Raw genomic sequence first — 18,292 nt, 5'->3', positions numbered from 1 at the left:
TCCTATGTATTTTCTTCGTGCGGCCGTTGTGCTCTCGTTCTTTTTTCTAAGCTCGTACGCTTGGGCCGAAAAGCGCGTCGCGCTGGTCATTGGAAACTCGGCCTACCAGCACGCGCCACAGCTTACGAACCCGCAGAATGACGCCAGCGACATGGCGTCGAAATTGACAGGACTGGGATTCGTGGTGGTGACCGGCCACGACCTCGACCTGGCGGGAATGCGTCGGTCGATCCGAGAGTTTGTGGGCAAAGTCGAAGGCGCTGACGTGGCCCTCTTTTTCTATGCCGGTCATGGGCTGCAGGTAAACGGGGCCAACTACATGATCCCAGTCGACGCGCAGCTTCGTTCAAACAACGATCTGGATTTCGAGGCGTTGCCGATCGAGCTCGTGCTCTCCGCCATGGAGCGTAACGCCAAGGTCAACTTGGTGTTCCTCGACGCGTGCCGTGACAATCCACTGGCCGTGACGTTGGTCCGCTCCCTGGGAACGCGATCCATGGTCGTGGGGCGGGGGTTGGCGAAACTCGATACCGGCGTGGGCTCGCTGATTGCGTTCGCAACTCAGCCGGGAAACGTTGCCCTTGATGGGGCTGGCAGGAACTCCCCGTTCACGACAGCCTTGCTGAAACACCTCGGCACACCCGGGCAGAGCATAACGGATGACCTGATTGCAGTGCGTCGCACCGTGTTACAGGTCACGGACGGCAAGCAGATTCCTTGGGACAGCTCATCCCTGACAGGCCCCGTTGTTCTAAATCCGTCGCCGGTCCTGGACTCAGCGAAGAGCCCGGCGGCGACAGTGGATACCGACAGAACCGTGGAGCTTGCCTACTGGAATTCCATTAAGGATTCGACCGAAAGCAGTTTCTTCGAAGCATACCTCCGGGAATACCCCAATGGCGCATTCGGAACGCTTGCGAAATTGAAGATCGCGGCGATCGGAGCGCGCGAAAAGGAACGGCAGGCGGCGGAGCAGGAAACGGCCGATTCCAAACGCGCCGTAAACCTGGAAGACAACGCCAGGCCAACTGATGTCGCTGCACTTGAACAGGCCAACTCAAGGGCACAGGTGTCCGGTTCGCCGGCGGCCAACATGACGGCCGGTGAACTCGCGTTCGCCACCCAAAGGGAACTGGCGCGCATCGGATGCCTCAGCCGGGTCGACGGCAAATGGGGTGAGAGCAGCAGGAAGGCCCTGCAGGCATATGCCGGGCGCAAGGGACTGAAGCTTGCGTCACTCGCACCGACCGAGGAGCTTTTGAATGGGCTGAAAGCGATCGGCAATCGTGTCTGTCCGCTCGTCTGCGGTAACGGGATGGAAGCCCGCGACAATCGTTGCGTGGAGCCCGGCCTGAGTGCCTTCGACGGCACATGGCGGATAACAAGGCATGCAAAGACGGACTGCGGCGCTTGGCGCGAACTCTCGTCAACCGTTTTCGTAAGTCACGGCACAGTGTCGTCCAGCTCTGGGTTCTCGGGAAAAATCTCCAGCAACGGAGCCGTCACTATTACCCTCACATTTGTCCATAAGGGAAGGAAGGGAGGCAATATCCTGACGGGGACGATAAAAGGAGGTAAAGGAACCGGCAAGTTCAGGGGAACCGGAGCAGGCAGCGGTTGCTCCGGAATCATTACTATGGGCAAGATGTAGCGTGAAGGTCGTGTCAGGTAGACTTCGACGTGCGTGCGACCTGCCACCGAGCTCTCATCCAGCGGCGACATGCTTAAAGCCTGCGACGCGATCCACTTCAGCGTCATAGGCAGATCCCTGGGCCGTCCGCATCGAGCCGACTGGACCTTCGCTCGGTTCCTGCGTGATTGTAAGTCCAATGGAGAAAACGTTTGCCAAGGTAGCAACGGCCCGCAAGCGGTGTTCCGCGGCTCCTCCGCTTTAGGTCCCAGCGCAACATGGCCGCTTGAAATCGCTTTGCGCGAGCCTAGCTACCATTGCATTGCCTACCTTGAAGGAGCGCAGCCATGGAACTCACCGTGGTGCCCATCGTCAAGCCGGACGCCGCCAACTTCATTTTCGGCCAGTCGCATTTCATCAAGACTGTGGAAGACCTCCACGAGGCGATGGTGGGCGCGGTTCCTGGCATCCGCTTTGGGCTGGCCTTCTGCGAGGCCTCCGGTAAGCGGCTTGTGCGCTGGTCGGGTAATGACGAAGCCATGCTCGCCCTTGCACGCGACAACGCGTTGGCGATTGGCGCCGGCCACACCTTCCTGATCTTCCTGGGTGACGGATTCTTTCCCGTCAATGTGCTGGCCGCCGTGCGTGCCGTGCCGGAGGTCTGCCGCATTTACTGTGCGACGGCCAACCCGACACAGGTGATCGTCGCGCAAACGGAGTTGGGTCGCGGCGTGCTCGGCGTGGTGGATGGCGCCTCACCGCTGGGTGTCGAAACGGACTCAGACATTGCGTGGCGGAAAGACCTGCTGCGACAGATCGGCTACAAGCTTTAGTGCCTGGATTAGGCCGAGGCCAGCGTGCCGGTGCGGCCCCGCGCGCCACCGAAGGCCGTGCCCATCCAGGTACGGCCGGTGGCGAGGTGGGACGGACAGGCCGAAATCTGCTGGCCGGCCCGGTGATGCCGATGATGACCTTTCGAGCCACGCAGGTTAGGGACCCTCCTCGGCTTCGGTTCCGTGAAACACCTGGCTTGCCGATGCCATCGCCGCCTGCACACGACTGAAACCGGCATAGGGCAGCATGTGGAGAATAGCCTCCGTCACTTCTTCTCGTGTGGCTCCAGTATTCAGCGCCCCTTGGACGTGAACTTTGAGCGGTATTTCGTCTGCTGCGGTTCCACGCGCCGCAAGCGCGGCGACAGCCGCCAGTTCACGCGATTTCAGGTCGAGGCCGGGCCGCGAGAACACATCGCCGTAGGAAAATTCGAGGATGTAGCGGCCGAGATCGGGAGCGACGTCACGGAACGCTTCAACCACGGCGTGGCCAGAAGCCCGGCTGATGTCGCCCATGGCTGCGACGCCTCTGTCGAAGCGGGCCTCGTCCGTCTCTGCCTGCGTACGCTCCTCGGCCAAGCCCTCACTTGCCTTTGACGGTTCAGCCAGACCGCCCGGCTTCTCCGCTTCTGCGAATGCGGCGAGCGCCGGTTCGACTGCGGTGAGCGCCTTCGGCCAACCGATGTAAACCGGCAGCTGGATCAGCAGCTCCGTGATTTCGGCCCGCGTCCATCCGGTCCGCAAACAGGCCCCGACGTGAAAACGCACCGTACTGTCGAGATTGCCGATCGCAACCACCATGGCGAGGGTTGCAAATTCCCGGTCCTTGAGCGCAAGCCCCGGCCGATTCCAGATTTCGCCGTGGGCAAACTCGACCGTCAGCCGATCGAGAGCGGGAGATGGACCAGATCCATCGACCGCGCGGCGGGCAAGGGCGCCGGCGTCGTCTCCGCCTGTCTTGAGCAGCTGTTGCACCCCGAGCACCCAGTCATCACCTTCCGGTCGACCGGAGGCGGTGTCGACGGCAACGCCACGCGCGGCAAATATGTCCCTGGCCAGAAGCATCGCGTCCTGGGCGAAGGGAAAGCCGCCGTAGACCACACTATGAAGCAGGGTCTCGACAACCTCACGCGGGTTCCAGCCGGTCTCCAACATGCCGGCGATGTGAAAGCGAAGCGCAGGCCGCGCTGTCCCCAGGACGGTGATGACGGCCACATTGATAAGCTCGCGGGTTTTCTGCGGAAGGCCGGGCCGTGCCATCACATCGCCATAGGCGTCTTCGATCAGAATCCGGGAGAGATCCGGGGAAAGTGGATCGAGCGTCCGGCTGAAGTCTGCGCCACCAACGGCGCTTAGGGCCTCGAGCCCCTTTGCGCGCCGATCCTCGGCTGAGGCATCAATCCCTTGTGCGGATGCGGGTTCGCCGAGTGCGGCGGTGGCCACCAGGCCTGCAGAAGTCTTGAACATGGCTCGTCTGTCCTGATCTATCGTGCCGTCGCCGTTCGGCTCGGCATCTTTCGAATTGCTGGTCATTGTCTTCGGATCCTTTTCGGTCTCACGGCGCTGTGCTCCGGGGCGCGCCGAGTTTGACCACGCTGCCTCGCGTCAGCCGTCAGCCCGGATCGCTTCGGCGATAAGCGGTACGAGATATGGCTCGGTCCATTCTGCGGAGAGTGCGATGGATGTCGTCGTGTCCATCCGATAGAGGCGACCGCCCGAAATCGGCCGCAGCGCCGCTTCGACCTCGCGAACCGCACTGTGCGACGTGGAGAAGTTCAGAAATAAGACGTGATCGGCAGGGGTGCGCCGCAACGCGTCGACGGGGAGAGACGTCACGCCCGAAGCGCCAATATCAACGCCTTCCGGTAGAACGGGTCTGAAGCCCAACTGTTCAAGAACGCGCAGGACCGGGCCGCCGACATTGTTCTCGGTGTTGAAAACGTAGAGCGTCGACCCATGGAGTTCGACGAGCAGCACGCGTTCACCGGATGCCAGTGCATCGGCGACGCTGGCCTTTGCAGCATTGATGGCGTCGGCGGCGGCAACCGCTTCGGTCTTCGTCTGCGCGACCACGGGCAAGACAAGCGCGAGGCTGATCGCCGAGCCCGCCAGGCTCGTGATCGCCAGATGAAGCGATGTGAGGAGCAAGACAGTCTTCCGGTGACGGGAAATGGTGGAGGGGCTGGGCAAAAGTCTTCTCCTTCAGCGGGCTCGAGTTGGGAGCTTCGAGCGGCGATTGCATCGGTCTGACGGACCAAGGGAACGCGGCCATTGAAGATCGAGTGATTGCGATAAATCCAATGAATAAATAGCATCGCCGTCATGAAGACCGTTAATATCGCCAGCATCGACCTCAATCTCCTGGTCGTGTTCGACGCCCTGGTGGCGGAAGGACATGCGACCCGCGCCGCCGAACGGATCGGGCTCACGCAGCCGGCCGTCAGTCACGCACTCAATCGGCTGCGCGCCCTCTTCGGCGATCCTCTGTTCGTTCGCTCGCCGCGCGGCATGATTGCGACGCCGGTTGCGCTCGATGCCGCTCCGGCCATCCGCTCGATCCTCGAACAGGTTGAAGTCGTGCTGCGCGGCGGCCAGGCGTTCGAACCAAAAGGGAGCGCACGCCAGTTCGTACTCGGCTTGTCTGACTATGCAGCCTACGTGCTCTTGCCTCGATTGACTGCGCGGCTGGAACGCGAAGCGCCGAACGTCTCGCTCGTGGTCCGCAACACCAGCCACGGCGTCGGCCTGCCGATGCTGGAAGAAGGATCGGTCGAACTCATCGCCGGCAACTTCCCGGCCCCACCCACTCACCTGCGCGAGGAACTGCTCTACGAAGAGGATTTCGTCTGCGCCGGCCGGGGCGATCACCCCGCTCTTGCTGGCCCTCTCGACCTCGACCGTTATCTATCGCTTCGCCATCTCCAGGTATCGACGAGGGGCAATCCGTACGGCTACGTCGACGCGGTACTGGCCGAGCGGGGGTTGAAGCGAAAAGTGGCGGTCACCGTCGGGCACTTTCTGATGGCACCATTCCTGGTCGACTCATCGAACCTCGTGGCAACGGAACCCCGACGCCTGTTCGGGCGATTGCCAGGAGGGCTGCCGCTTCGGTTCTGCCCGCCGCCGATCGAAATTCCGCCCTTTCGGGTCGTTCAGGCCTGGCATGCGCGCCATGAGGTGGATGCGGGACACCAATGGCTTCGACGCGTGATCCGGGAGATATCGCAAGAGACGGATCAATAGCGTCGCCGAAAGTTGCTCCGATCGACTGGGGCGACCAACGCCATCCGGTCCACTTGCCCCCGACCGTGCCGGCGACCAAAGTCGATGATTTCGAACTGGCCCCAGAAGCCGCTCACGCCATACTGAAAACAGCATGGAATTTCAGAGGGCGCTAATGCCTTCGCAGTGCCGAGCGACAGATCGGCATCACGTCAATCCGTACTTGCGGATTTTATCGTGCAGGGTCGCCTTCGGCGTCAGTAAATCCTCGCTGGTGCGGGCGAGGCTATTGCCGTTGCGGCTGAGGGCTTCGGCGATCAGCGCGCGCTCGAAAGCTTCGACGGTTTGTGCCAGAGGACGAGAGGTCGCGTCCGCCGCTCCGCCGAAAGGCGGAAAGCCGGTCTCGATACCCAGCACGCAGCGCTCAGCGACATTGCGCAACTCACGCACATTGCCCGGCCAGTGATAGGCAAGCAGCCGCCTTGTCCGCTCGGCATCTGGATCGAGCACGGCCCGCTCGTGGCGTGACGCCGCCTGCAGGGCAAAATGCTCGAACAGCAGGCCGATGTCCTCGCGGCGTTCGCGCAAGGGCGGCAAGGGTAGCGTCGCGACATTCAGCCGATAATAGAGATCGGCACGAAACTCTCCTCGTTCCGCAAGCGCCGCCAGATCGACCTTGGTCGCAGCGACGACGCGGCAGTCGATGGAGATCGGCGTGTTCGATCCAAGGCGCTCGAGCGTTCGCTCCTGCAGCACTCTGAGTAGCTTCACCTGCATGGCCATCGGCATGCTCTCGATCTCGTCGAGAAACAGCGTGCCACCACTGGCGTGCTCGATCTTGCCGATCCGGCGCTTCGCGGCACCGGTGAAGGCGCCTGGCTCGTGGCCGAAGATTTCGCTGTCGAACAGGTTTTCGGGAACCCCGCCGCAATTGATGGCGACGAAATTGCCGCTCCGTCTCGGGCTGGCATCGTGCAGGCAGCGTGCCACGAGTTCCTTGCCGGTTCCGGTCTCACCCTGGATCAGCACATCCGCGGCGCTGTTGCCGAGCTCGCCGATGAGGTGACGTACCCTCTCGATGGCGGCCGAGCCTCCGATGATGCGAGCAGCGGTTATTTGCCTGTTCTCAAGCCGCGCGCGCAGTTCGCGCACCTCCAGCGTCAGCCTGCGCTTCTCCAGCGCTCTCCGCACGACCTCGACGAAATAGTCAGGCGAGAACGGCTTCTCGATGAAGTCGTGAGCTCCGTCCTTCATCGCTTGAACCGCAAGAGAAACGTCGCCATGCCCGGTCATCAAGACGACCGGCAGGTCGCGGTCCTGCCGCAGAAGATCATGCATGAGCGCCATGCCGTCGTGGCCCGGCAGGCGGATGTCGGTAACGACGATCCCCGGAAAGTCGACAGGAACGAGCCGTCGCGCCTTCTCGGCGCTGTCTACCGCTTCGACATCCATGCCTTCAAGTTCGAGCGTCTGCTGGCATCCAAGGCGGACGTTCGGCTCGTCCTCGACGATCAGGACCTTGAGGTTGTCGCTCATGGCGTTTCTCCGATACCGGGTGCGGGCAGGACGACGGTGAAAACCGCGCCGCCCTGAGGGTGGTTCGCCCCGGTCAGCGTTCCACCGAAATGGTGCACGATTTCCGACGAAATGGCCAAGCCGAGCCCCAAGCCCCTGTTGCTTTCCTTCGTCGTGAAGAAGGGCTCGAAGAGGTGCTCACGCACGTGTTCCGGCAGGCCCGGCCCGTTATCATGGACCTCGATGACCGCGCGTCCATCTTCGCGCCAGCCGCGAAGGCGCAGAGCAGGCGACGCTGCGTTTTCGATGGCGTCCAGCGCATTGGCAATCAGGTTGACCATGACCTGCTCCAAACGGTTGGCATCGCAGAGCGCCGTAATCTCGCCCGTCCCGATCTCGGTGGACACGTCTACATTCGCGCGGCGCAGGCGCTGTTCGAGCAGGAACAGTGCGTTGCCGACCGAACGTCGCACATCGACCGGACCCGGCGTACCCGAGGATTTGCGGGCGAAGGACTTGAGCTGGTTGGTTAGCGTGCCCAGCCCGTCGACGATGCTGCCGATGCGGTCAAGGTTGCTTTCGGCAGTCGCCACATCGCCCCTCCGGAGGAACTTGACCGCATTGCCGGAAAGCGTGCGCAGCGCCGCGAGAGGCTGATTTATCTCATGGGCAAGGCCGGCGGAAATCTGGCCGATCGTAGCCAGCTTGGCGGCATGGACGAGTTCGTCCTGCGCGGCCCGCAACGTCCGTGTCCGTTCCTCGACCTTGAGCTCTAGCTCGTCATGGGCGCGCTGCAGCGCTTCGCGAGCCCGCAGCTGGTCGTGCAGATGCCGCCGCCGTTGGTCAAGCAGCACAAGCACGATGCCGACGAAGGCGCTGGCGATTGCGGCCAGCGCCGCACGAGTCCAAGCGATCGCACTGATTTCGCCGGCGGGGGAGAGCACCGTCAGAGACCAGCCAGTGTCGCCCATCGGGGCGGTCTGCGCCAGAAAGTTGCCCGACAACTTGAAACCGCCGTCGACGTCCGCCGATGGCGCGAGCCGCACGAGGGTAGCATTTTCGCTGAAAGCCTCCTCGCGCCGCAGTCCGAGCGAGGGAAGCGGGCGCGCGTTGTACTGCAGACTGCGCTCCAGACGCCGCCGCTCCTGGTCCGGCAGTGGGCGTAGCGTAGTGAATTTCCAGGAGGGTACGGACGCAAGGATGACGACGCCGTTCTGGTCCGTGACGATGACCGGCACTTCGACGGTCGCCCAGGACTGTTCCAACTGTTCAAGGCTGACCTTGACCGCAGCCACGCCGACGACCGCGCCGTTCGCGAGCAAAGGCGAAGAGAGATAGTAGCCAGGCTCGCCGCGGGTGGTACCGATGCCAAAAAGCCGCCCGGGCCGCCCCTGCATGGAATCGTTGAAATAGGAGCGATAGGACAGGTCTTCGCCGATGAAGCTGTCCGGACGGTTCCAGTTGCTGGCGGCGACCACGTGTCCCCTGCGGTCGAGCAGGTAGATCGACAGCGTGCCTGCCCGCTGGTTGAGCTGCTCCAGGTAACGGTTGACGGTGTCGGTGAGCGGCTTACCGTGCGCGATCAGGTCGATCACGTCCCGCTCCAGGCCGAGCGTCGCCGGGAAATAGGCGTATTTGTCGATCTGCCTGTTCAGGCTGGTGGCATAGAGCTCGAGGCGTTGCGTTCCCGTTCTCTGTAACTCCGCCAGGCCCAGGGTCTCGCTGATGCGAAAGCCCGCAAGGCCGACAACGAGCGCCACGGCGGCGAGGCCGGGGAGCAATAAACCGTATTTGCGGACAAAAGAGGCGATCGACATTGGGACGAATGGGAGCGGATACACAGGCCGCAACTATTGTTGATCCGGCTCCCTACCACATCCGATGAGGCCGAGCGAGCATGCGGCGATCTGCCCGCCTTCTCAAGAGAAAGCGGGCAGACCGTCATTGGGCGTCGGCCTATTCGGCTGCGACCAGTCTTTCGCGCGTGCGCTGTTCCGCTTCGTCAGGAATGTCGAGTGCGTTTTCCCACTTGGCGACGACCGTCGTGGCGATCGCATTGCCCAGCACGTTGGTGGCGGTGCGTCCCATGTCAAGGAAGTGGTCGATGCCCATGATCAGGAGCACGCCGGCCTCAGGCAGATTGAACATTGGCAGTACCGCGGCAACGACGACAAGCGCGGAACGCGGCACGCCGGCGATACCCTTGCTCGAAACCATGAGGACCAGCAGCATGACGATCTGCTGTTCCATTGTGAGCGGCAGGCCGTAAGCCTGGGAGATGAACAACGCAGCGAAGGCCGTATAGATCATCGAGCCGTCGAGGTTGAAGGAATAGCCGAGCGGCAGGACGAAGCCGATGACGCGCTCCTTCACGCCGAAGTCTTCCAGCTTCTCCATGACACGCGGATAGGCCGCTTCGCTGGAGGCGGTGGAGAAACCGACGAGCATCGGCTGCCGCACCTCCCGGACCAGGCGGAATACATTCGACCCGAGCACCAGGAAACCGGCGCCGACGAGCACGGCCCAGAGCACGACGAGCGTCGCGTAGAAACTGCCGACAAACTTACCGTAGACCATCAGGATGCCGAGGCCCTGGACGGTGACGACGTTGGCGACCGCGGCAAAGACACCGAGCGGGGCGAAGCGCATCACATAGTCCGTTACCTTCAGCATGACCGGGACGGCACCTTCGATGACCTCGATCAGGGCACGCGCCTTCGTGTCCTTCAGGCTGCCGAGCGCAAGACCGAAGAACACCGAGAAGACGAGGATCTGGAGGATCTCGTTGTTCGCCATCGCTTCGAAGATGTTGCGCGGGAAGACGTGGGTGATGAAATCCTTGAGATTGAGCGACGACGTCTTCAGGTCGGCGGTGGCCGAAATGTCGGGCAGCGGCACGCCGACATTGGCGCCGGGTTGGAAAAGGTTGGCGAAGACGAGGCCGATCGCCAGCGACGCGAGCGATGCCATCAGGAACCAGCCAAGCGCCTTGCCACCGATGCGCCCAACGGTGCGGGCGTCACCCATGCCGGCCATGCCGGCGACGAGCGTAGTGAAAATCAGCGGCGCGATGATCATCTTGATCAGTCGCAGAAAAATGTCCGTCACCATCGCGAAATAGGCGGCGATGTCCTTTGCTGCAGCCGGGCTGTCCGAGAGCACGTTGCAGCCATAGCCGACGATGACCCCCAGGATCATCGCGATGACGATCCAGGTCGTCTGCTTGTTTATCTTCATGATAATCTCCTTCCTCCCTCCGCCCGGCTCATCCGGGCGGATTTTTAGTCAACAGTTGGGGTGGTTCAGTTGCGCGCCATGATCGGGCGCGGTCTGGTCAGCGCCTCCGGGCGCAAGGCTTCGGCAAGCGTTTCGGCCGTCATCAGGCCGCGCGCCTCCACGAGTTCGGCGACGCCTTTGCCGGTCCGGTGCGCCTCGGCTGCGATCTCGGTCGCATTGGCATAGCCGATAATCGGGTTGAGTGCGGTGACGATGCCGATCGAGCCCAGCACGCTTGCTTCCAGGCGTTCGCGGTTCGCGGTGATGCCGTCGACGCATTTGTCGGCGAGGATCAGGCATCCCTGGCTGAGGTGGCCGATGCTCTTGAACAGGCTGTGGGCGATGATCGGCTCGAAGGCATTAAGCTGCAGCTGGCCCGCCTCTGCAGCGAAGGTCACCGTCAGGTCGTTGCCGATCACCTCGAAGGCGATCTGGTTGACGACTTCCGGGATCACCGGATTGACCTTGCCGGGCATGATCGAGGAGCCGGCCTGGCGCGGCGGCAGGTTGATCTCGCCGAAGCCCGCCCGTGGGCCGCTGGAAAGCAGCCGCAGATCGTTGCACACCTTGGAAAGCTTCACCGCGACGCGCTTCAAGACACCCGAAAGCTGGACGAAGCTACCGCAATCCTGTGTGGCTTCAATGAGATTGGGCGCGGTGATCACCGGCACGCCACTGATCTCGGCAAGCAACCGGCAAACCAGGGATGCGTAGTCGGGATGGGCGGTGATGCCCGTGCCGATGGCGGTAGCGCCGAGGTTGATCTCGCGGATCAGCAGCGCAGCTTCGCGCAACCGCTGCTCGTCTTCGGCCAGCATCACCGCATAGGTGGAGAACTCCTGCCCCAGCGTCATCGGCACTGCGTCCTGCAACTGGGTCCGGCCCATCTTGAGGATGTCGTGGAATTCGGCGGCCTTGCGCTCGAAAGCCGCACGGAGATGCGCCATGGCATCGATCAAACGGAAGATGCCGCTATAGGTCGCAAGCTTCAGCGCCGTCGGATAAACGTCGTTGGTGGACTGGCCAAGGTTGACGTGTTCGTTCGGATGCAGATGCCGGTAGTCACCGCGGACGCGCCCCAGGACCTCGAGCGCCCGATTGGCGATCACTTCATTGGCGTTCATGTTGGTGGAGGTGCCGGCGCCGCCTTGGATCACATCCACGACGAATTGATCGTTGAGCGCGCCGGCTTCGATTTCCCGGCAAGCTGCAACGATCGCCTCCGCCCTTTGAGCATCGAGCTGCCCCAGTTCCAGATTGGCCCGTGCAGCCGCCATCTTGATCTGTGCGAGCGCGCGGATCAGGTCCGGATAGTGAGAGATCGGAATTCCGGTCACCGCGAAATTTTCGACGGCGCGCAGGGTGTGAACGCCGTAGTAGGCGTCCATGGGGACCTCCCGGTCCCCGAGCAAGTCATGCTCTACACGGCTCAAGGCAACAGTCATTGAGTGTTTTCTCCTCTCCATCCACCCGCTGCCGAGCGGGGGTTGCTTGAAGAGAGCAACACGCGTGCCAATTCGAGCGGACACGAGCAGGGCCGCTAAACCATTGAAATCAATCTATTCTGTTTGCTGGTCCACTCGATCACGTTCGGATTTCCGGATGAGGCGTGGCCAGCCCGTTCGGAAACCCGAATGACGCACTCCCGTACCGGGAGCCAGCTCACCTGTCGTCGCTGCCTAAGCAAGACTCGTTCGGATGCTGGCCCTTGCTTAGCCATTTCGCTTGGACATGATCCGGCATTGGCGTATCCACGCCACTGTCGCAATTGCGCCTGCGAACGGACGGATGCGCGCGTGATGAGCAACGCGAGCCGACCTGCCAATTCGACTAAGGGTAAGTCTGAGCTATCTCGTCCGCGAGCGTCGTGCCCCCGGACGACATCGGCAGTAGCGCCGAGCCGCCGCCACATAGGAGCGCGATGACCAGGTCGTCAGCAGACAGACTCGAGGCCGGCTTCAAAATGCCGCATCGAGGCGAGGAGCCCCGCCTCGTCAGGTACCGGATACGATGCTTCGATAATTTGGATCCTGTCGCAAGCGACGCCGAACCCCTATCGCGTAACGACGACCCCTCGCGGACCGTCCCACTGGCTCTCCAGCGCTTTCGCCATCTGTGCCGAACCCTTGCCTGCACCGACTACAACGGTGCGGCCCTTCGGGCGTGGCGGCAGATAGGCGGCGATCCCTTTTGCCGGATCGGCAGCAGCGACCGCCGCATTAATGAGCGAGGTCGAGAACAGACGACGCTCGTCGGCCGATAACCTGTATCACTCCTCCGCTGGCCCGTAGAAGCCGAGCTTCTCGAGCAGTGCCCGCTGCCGATCGACACTTTCAACAAGCAAGCCGGTGTAGCGATCGACGATCCGATCGCGATGGTCCGGATCGGAGACGGCAGAGAGTGCGCCGAGGATCGCAGCGACCCTTTCAGACGTTTGCCGCAGGTCCTCAAGAAGCTCCGCCTTGCCGCCGAGTGCGGCGACCGCTCTCTTCGAGACCCGGCCGATACCAGCGGGAGTGCAACTGCCTGCCGACACATAGCCAACCGGCAGGTCGCCCTTGAGATTGGTGACCGACTTGTATTGGATGGCATCGAAGATTTGGTCGACTGCCTGCTTCGCACCGGTCACCCGCGTGGGATGATCGGTATCCGCAGCAGCATGCGGCAGCAGTTCGAGCTTGCCCTTATGGCGCTCCTCGAGCGGCAGGTAAGGCAGCATCGGTCCGCTGAGCTTGCCGGTCGCGGCATCCTTGAAGAGGTCGGCGTCGATCGCGGCGTGCGCGATCTTGCCAGATGACAGCGCCTCGTCGAGCGCGGCCGCATCGACGACCTCGCCGCGGTCGTAATTGACCAGCACGGACCCGTCATTCATCGCGCCGAGCACCTTCGCATCGACAGTTCCGGCGTTGGAATAGACGCCCCTCGCCGCGTCGAGGCGGCCGAGACCTATATGGACGGAGAGCACGTCGGCACCGGTCGCCGCCGCGACCGCAGTTGCGGCATAGTCAAAGCCCTCCGCCTCGATCCAGCGCTTGTGATGCTCGCGAGCGTAGATCGCCACCTTCATGCCGAAGGCCTTCGCAAGCTTGGCGACTTCACGACCGATATTGCCGTAGCCGAGAATGGCGATCTTCCGGCCTTCGAGCTTGGCGGTGGGAAAATCCTTGAGCTGACGGCCGGTGTCGAAGTTGCCCTCGGCAACCATCCGATGCAACCGGTCGACCGGCAAATCGGGAACGACCTTCACGACCGCCTTCATCGCCATCTGGGCGGTCGCCCGGCTGTTGATCCCCGGCGTGTTCATGAGCGGAGCCGTTCCGCCCTCGCCATTGCCGCCGCCCCAGGAGGCCGAGCCCATGTTGCCCGTGCCCGCGCCGATGCGCACGCCGCCGAGCGGGAAGACGGAGGCCTTCGGAATGAAGGTCGCCGCCGCGATCAGCGCGTCGTACTGGCCCTTGTCGGTCTGCGGCAGGATCTCCGCCTCGGTGCTGAGATTCGGCTGGTAGAAGAAATGGATGCGGCCCTTCTCGAGCGCCGACCGGTCGCCGAGCGTGCCGAGATGGAACACACCGCCCTTTTCCTCGAGATAGGCCTTCACCTCGCTGTGATCCGGCTGACCGTCGGCGCCAATGCGCAGGCCGATCATATCGGCGATCAGCACGGTATAGGCGCGCGACGGATCGTCCTTGCGGACGGGTCCATCGGCTTTGGCCGGAGCCTCGAATGTGACGCCGTTCTTCGCCAGTTCCTCTTCGAGAACGACAATCTTGGCACGCAGATAGGCGTATTGCAGGTTCTCCAGGAGTGCGACGACATCTTCCGGCTCGCGGATGCCACCGACCCAGGCGCGGTAGTCGCCGGGCGTGCCCGGGAAGGCATTGACGTAGCGGGCCGCGTCGAGGCCGGGCTCGTATTCGCCGTTCGGGTGGGTAATGCCCTCATAGCCGAGCAATTGCTTCGAACGGGCGATGATGCGAGCGTGGATGGCAGGATCGCTGATGCCGCCGTCCTCCACCTTCAGCAGCGTCACGGCCGCGCCGCGCCGCTCGGCATCGGTGACCGTCAGCGACAAAAGCGGATGCGCCTTGACCCACTCATCGACCACCTTGCGATTGGCGGCGGACCGACGGTTGAGGTCGACGACAGAGCCAACCCGAGCCTCCGACTGCAACAGGCCGAAGGTGGTCTCGGCAAAGGCGAGCGCGCTATAGGTGTTGATGACGCCGCCGAGCATGCGATCTTCGGCCGCGTCGTAGAACGGCCCTGCGTCGACGGAGCGCTTGGCCGAAAACGGCTGCCGGGGATCGATCGGCGGCGCGATCTTCAGTTGCCGGGGGATCGCCCAGGCGGGAGATTGCTGGTTCTTCTCGATCAGTGCCAGGGCGTGCGGCGTGAAGGAGGCGACAAAATAGCCCGAAATGCCGCCGATCGCCTTCTGGAAAGGCATGAACAGGCAGCACTTCGCCATAACGGCAGCGACCAGTTCGGGCTCCCACGGCATGGCACCGAGCATCGAGGTTGCGTCGAACACCGCATGGCGGTTTACCGGATCGCCCTCGATCCAGTTCAACAACTCGCGGATCTCGCCGCTGGTATAGGCATTGGCACCGGTCGTCTCGTGGCCGACACCGACGAAGATCGAAACACCAAGGGAGGAGAGCTCTGCCGCCGTCGGAATGACGCCTTCGGAGGCGGCGAAATGGATGCGGCTCTCGCAGCCCTTTTCGGCGAAGCGCTGCATTTCGATCAGTTGTGTTGCCCAGGACTGGCGGAAGAAGCCCGCAGCCTTGGACGGATCGCTCTCTGGCCGCGGCGTATCGACATAGATGCGTTGCGAGATGTCGTTGGCGTTCATCAGATGCTGGACGCAAACGGTGAAACCACTATGGCCACCGCCGAGCCCGACTGCCATGCGGTTCGTCTTCGGAAAGCCGAAATAGCGATGGATCGCCCGCATCATGTCGGTCAGAATCTTATCGGCCGGATAGCCGCGGTGCATGCTGCGGGAAATCTCGGCGGTTGTGAAGCCGCCAATGTCGTTGCCCCTGTCGTCGAACTTGCGATAGGTCTTCTCGATCCAGGCATCGAATGCGATCCGCCGCAGGCGGCTGTCCACTTCGTCGGTGGTAGCATCGGTGATCGGGCCGACACCGAAGAATGGGTTGGACGGCAGCCTCGGCGCGCCCGATTTGGTCAGTTCGATTGCCTTCAGTCGCTGTTCCTGCATCTGCGCGATATTCGTCATGATCAGCCTATCTGTTTTCGAGGCGTGAGGATGCGCGAATAGTGGATCGAACCCATCGGAAAGAAGACTTCATCTGCGGCGAACAGCAGGCGAAATGCGCCATGGGCGCGCTCTAAAGCATACCGATCACAAGCTCCCGGATCGGGCGGCCACGCAAAAGGTGGGCAATGAACACGCCGACGAAGCGGGCCAGAAGACCCGTCACGCCCTGCCTGGCGCGCCGGACTAATTCGTTTGGGGGACTTTTCGCGCATCGTCTGCGTTAAAAGCCCTGCGTCGAGCGCGTGAAAGTCTGGAGATCCTCAAAGCAGCGGAAGCGCTGTTGATGCTTTTCGGCGATTTCGCCGCCGGCGGGTTCATAGGTCGCCGAGACCGTGCTGAGCGTCGCCATGGCAGCCGCAACGTCGGGAAAGGCACCGGAGGCAACGGCCCCAAGAATGGCAGCCCCGAGCAGGACCGGTTCTTCCGCTTGGGGCGCAACAACAGCCTTGCCGCAGGCATCGGCGAGGAGTTGGCGAACGAAGCCGCTACGTCCCGCTCCACCACTGATGACGACCCGCTCGACAGAGGCTCCCTCCCTGGCCTGCGTCTCGATGATCTGCCGCAATCCGTAGCCGATGCCGCATAGACCGGCGACGTAAAGCGCAAGGAGGCTATCAAAATCCCGTTCCATGCCAAGGCCGGCTATGACGGCTCTTGCATGCGGATCGGCGAAGGGCGCGCGGTTGCCGAGAAACTCGGGTACCACATGTAGGCCGGCGGCAAGATGGACGGCCTCAGACAACGATGGCGCCTTGGCAGAGACGGCCTCGGCCATGAGGACTGGTAGAGGAATTCCGCGCGCCTGCGCCCGCGCGGCCGCTTCCGAGGCGGCCGGATGAAAGGCAAGCAGCTGATCGATGGCTGCGCCCGCAGCGCTCTGGCCGCCTTCATTGAGCCATAGGCCGGGCACCATGGCCGAGTAATACGGACCCCAGACGCCGGGCACAAAGACAGGATCGTTCGTCGAGGTCATTGTGCATGACGAGGTGCCGAACACATAGGCAAGGTTTTCCGTCGGACGGCCGCCGATGCCGACCGTGCCAATTCCGCCGGCGTGGGCATCGATCATGCCCGCCGCCACGGCCGTCCCAGGCTGCACGCCCATCGCTGCCGCTGCTTCCTGTGTGAGCCCATGCCCAAGGCGCGTGCCGGGCTCGACAATACGAGTGCCAATCCGGCCAAAGCCTTCTTCGGCAAGCTCCCCAAGACCCATCTTCTCAAAATAGCTTGGATCCCAACGGTTCTCGTGCGCGAGATAGGTCCATTTGCAGGTGACCGTGCAGGTCGAACGGGCGAGGTCATCCGTCGCTTTCCACGTGAGGAAATCGGCAAGGTCGAAGAACTGCCAGGCGGCGGCGAAAACCTGCGGCCGGTTTTCCTTCAGCCAGAGCAGCTTCGGCGTCTGCATTTCCGGCGAGACGCGCCCGCCGACATATCGCAGTACCTCGTGGCCCAGCGCGTTGATCCGCTCCGCCTGGCCGACGGCGCGATGGTCCATCCACATGATGATGTCGCGTTCCGGTCGCTCCGACGAGCCGACCGCGAGCGGTGTCCCTCCGTCGCCGAGCACGACGAGCGAGCAGGTAGCATCGAAGCCGAGGCCGATCACCGCGGCCGGATCGACGCCCGCGGAAGTGACCGCCTCGCGGACGCTGGCGCAGACAGCATCCCAGATCTCGGCGCTCGATTGCTCGACGATTGCACCCGCCTCGCGGAACATCGAAATGTCCCGCCTGGCGGAAGCGAGCATGGCCCCCGAAAGGTCGAACAGGCCGGCCCGCGCGCTGCCGCTGCCGACATCAACACCGACGACATAGCGGGCATTGCGATCCGGGGACTGGGTCATGAGCCATACTCACTGAAGGTTGGATAACCGAGTCTATCGGCCCGCCACGAATTGCGCCATGCGACGGATCAGGAAAGCGCCGACTGTCGCACCGGCATCCTGCAAGCCGACCGTCTTTTCCTGGAACGCCGCCGCCTTGCCATGCTGCGCGAGCATGGACTTGGTGGCCTCCAGCGCCTGTTCGGCTGCATCCGCCGTCACGTTCAGCGCATCCGAAAGCGGGGCACTGGCGGACGCCTGCACTTCCAGCGTGGTCGCGATGGGGTCAAGCACGTCGAGCAGCGTCTTGTCGCCGACCTTCGCCTTGCCGCGTTCGGCAACGCCGTCGCGATAGGCGCGCCAGAAGGCGGCCATGTCGGCGGTGCCCAACACATCCTTGCCTTCGACGGCCTTGCTTGCGCGCAGGAACCCGGTCGCCGTCAGCGTGCCCATGGTGGAGGGCGCCGTACGGGCCATGGTGGCGCCGGCGGTGCGCAGCAGCTTGGCGATGCCGGCCGCTTCACCTCCGGCTTCCAGCGCTTCGGCGGCAGCGGCGAAGGACTTACTCATGGTGATGCCAAGATCGCTGTCACCCACCTTGCCGTCGAGCGCGATGAGGAAATCGCGCTGTTCGGCAAAGAGCTCCTTCCAGCTCTTGAAGAGGTCGATGAGATCGGCGGCGTTCAATGTCTTAAGTGTCATGG

12 protein-coding genes and 2 pseudogenes are annotated in these 18,292 nt (G+C 62.9%); 3 read left to right on the top strand and 11 right to left on the bottom strand.

Translation table 11 applies throughout. The features are described from left to right. The first annotated feature begins 4 nt into the window (after positions 1 to 4). A complete protein-coding gene (locus tag QM996_RS19180; protein ID WP_500270456.1) occupies positions 5 to 1,651 on the top strand; it encodes a caspase family protein in 1,647 nt (548 codons plus the stop codon). Positions 1,652 to 1,977: 326 nt separating this feature from the next. Next, on the top strand, positions 1,978 to 2,463 hold the full coding sequence (locus QM996_RS19175; protein WP_334197657.1) for an adenosine-specific kinase: 486 nt from the start codon (positions 1,978 to 1,980) through the stop codon (positions 2,461 to 2,463). Between the two features lie 29 nt (positions 2,464 to 2,492). Here QM996_RS19175 and QM996_RS19170 read toward each other — a convergent pair. From QM996_RS19170 to QM996_RS19160, 3 genes and pseudogenes are all read right to left on the bottom strand, one after another. Further along, a pseudogene (locus tag QM996_RS19170) lies at positions 2,493 to 2,608 on the bottom strand (S-(hydroxymethyl)glutathione dehydrogenase); the annotation flags it as partial. An 11-nt stretch (positions 2,609 to 2,619) separates the two neighbouring features. After that, complete coding sequence (locus QM996_RS19165; protein WP_334197656.1) at positions 2,620 to 3,996, bottom strand: carboxymuconolactone decarboxylase family protein; 1,377 nt, start codon at positions 3,994 to 3,996, stop codon at positions 2,620 to 2,622. A 72-nt stretch (positions 3,997 to 4,068) separates the two neighbouring features. Then, a complete protein-coding gene (locus QM996_RS19160; RefSeq protein WP_334197655.1) occupies positions 4,069 to 4,611 on the bottom strand; it encodes a hypothetical protein in 543 nt (180 codons plus the stop codon). Between the two features lie 174 nt (positions 4,612 to 4,785). Between QM996_RS19160 and QM996_RS19155 the strand changes: the two genes are divergently transcribed. After that, positions 4,786 to 5,706, top strand: coding sequence for a LysR family transcriptional regulator (locus tag QM996_RS19155; RefSeq protein WP_334197654.1), 921 nt, complete (start codon positions 4,786 to 4,788; stop codon positions 5,704 to 5,706). A gap of 186 nt (positions 5,707 to 5,892) precedes the next feature. On the opposite strand, the gene QM996_RS19150 is transcribed toward QM996_RS19155, so the two are convergent. From QM996_RS19150 to QM996_RS19115, 8 genes and pseudogenes are all read right to left on the bottom strand, one after another. Further along, positions 5,893 to 7,221 carry a sigma-54-dependent transcriptional regulator gene (locus QM996_RS19150; protein ID WP_334197653.1) on the bottom strand — a complete coding sequence of 443 codons (1,329 nt, stop codon included), beginning with the start codon at positions 7,219 to 7,221 and terminating at the stop codon, positions 5,893 to 5,895. Beyond that, a complete protein-coding gene (locus QM996_RS19145) occupies positions 7,218 to 9,017 on the bottom strand; it encodes a sensor histidine kinase (protein WP_334197652.1) in 1,800 nt (599 codons plus the stop codon). The genes QM996_RS19150 and QM996_RS19145 overlap by 4 nt, the downstream gene beginning before the upstream one ends. 139 nt (positions 9,018 to 9,156) lie before the next feature. Continuing rightward, positions 9,157 to 10,437 (bottom strand): dicarboxylate/amino acid:cation symporter, encoded by a 1,281-nt coding sequence (locus QM996_RS19140; protein ID WP_334197651.1) that lies wholly within the window; start codon positions 10,435 to 10,437, stop codon positions 9,157 to 9,159. Between the two features lie 65 nt (positions 10,438 to 10,502). Beyond that, complete coding sequence (gene aspA, locus QM996_RS19135; RefSeq protein ID WP_334197650.1) at positions 10,503 to 11,921, bottom strand: aspartate ammonia-lyase; 1,419 nt, start codon at positions 11,919 to 11,921, stop codon at positions 10,503 to 10,505. A 400-nt stretch (positions 11,922 to 12,321) separates the two neighbouring features. Further along, positions 12,322 to 12,718 (bottom strand): annotated as a pseudogene (locus QM996_RS19130) (DUF4147 domain-containing protein); the annotation flags it as partial. Between the two features lie 27 nt (positions 12,719 to 12,745). After that, complete coding sequence (locus QM996_RS19125; protein WP_334197649.1) at positions 12,746 to 15,721, bottom strand: NAD(P)-dependent oxidoreductase; 2,976 nt, start codon at positions 15,719 to 15,721, stop codon at positions 12,746 to 12,748. 262 nt (positions 15,722 to 15,983) lie between these two features. Beyond that, on the bottom strand, positions 15,984 to 17,609 hold the full coding sequence (locus QM996_RS19120; RefSeq protein WP_334197648.1) for an FGGY-family carbohydrate kinase: 1,626 nt from the start codon (positions 17,607 to 17,609) through the stop codon (positions 15,984 to 15,986). 33 nt (positions 17,610 to 17,642) lie between these two features. Continuing rightward, a complete protein-coding gene (locus QM996_RS19115) occupies positions 17,643 to 18,290 on the bottom strand; it encodes a dihydroxyacetone kinase family protein (RefSeq protein WP_334197647.1) in 648 nt (215 codons plus the stop codon). Positions 18,291 to 18,292 lie beyond the last annotated feature (2 nt).

Source organism: Sinorhizobium chiapasense (genome assembly GCF_045277575.1).
Lineage (GTDB): Bacteria > Pseudomonadota > Alphaproteobacteria > Rhizobiales > Rhizobiaceae > Ensifer > Ensifer chiapasense_A.
Note: the sequence above shows the minus strand (reverse complement) of the source record. Positions and strands in the feature narration are given on the sequence as shown.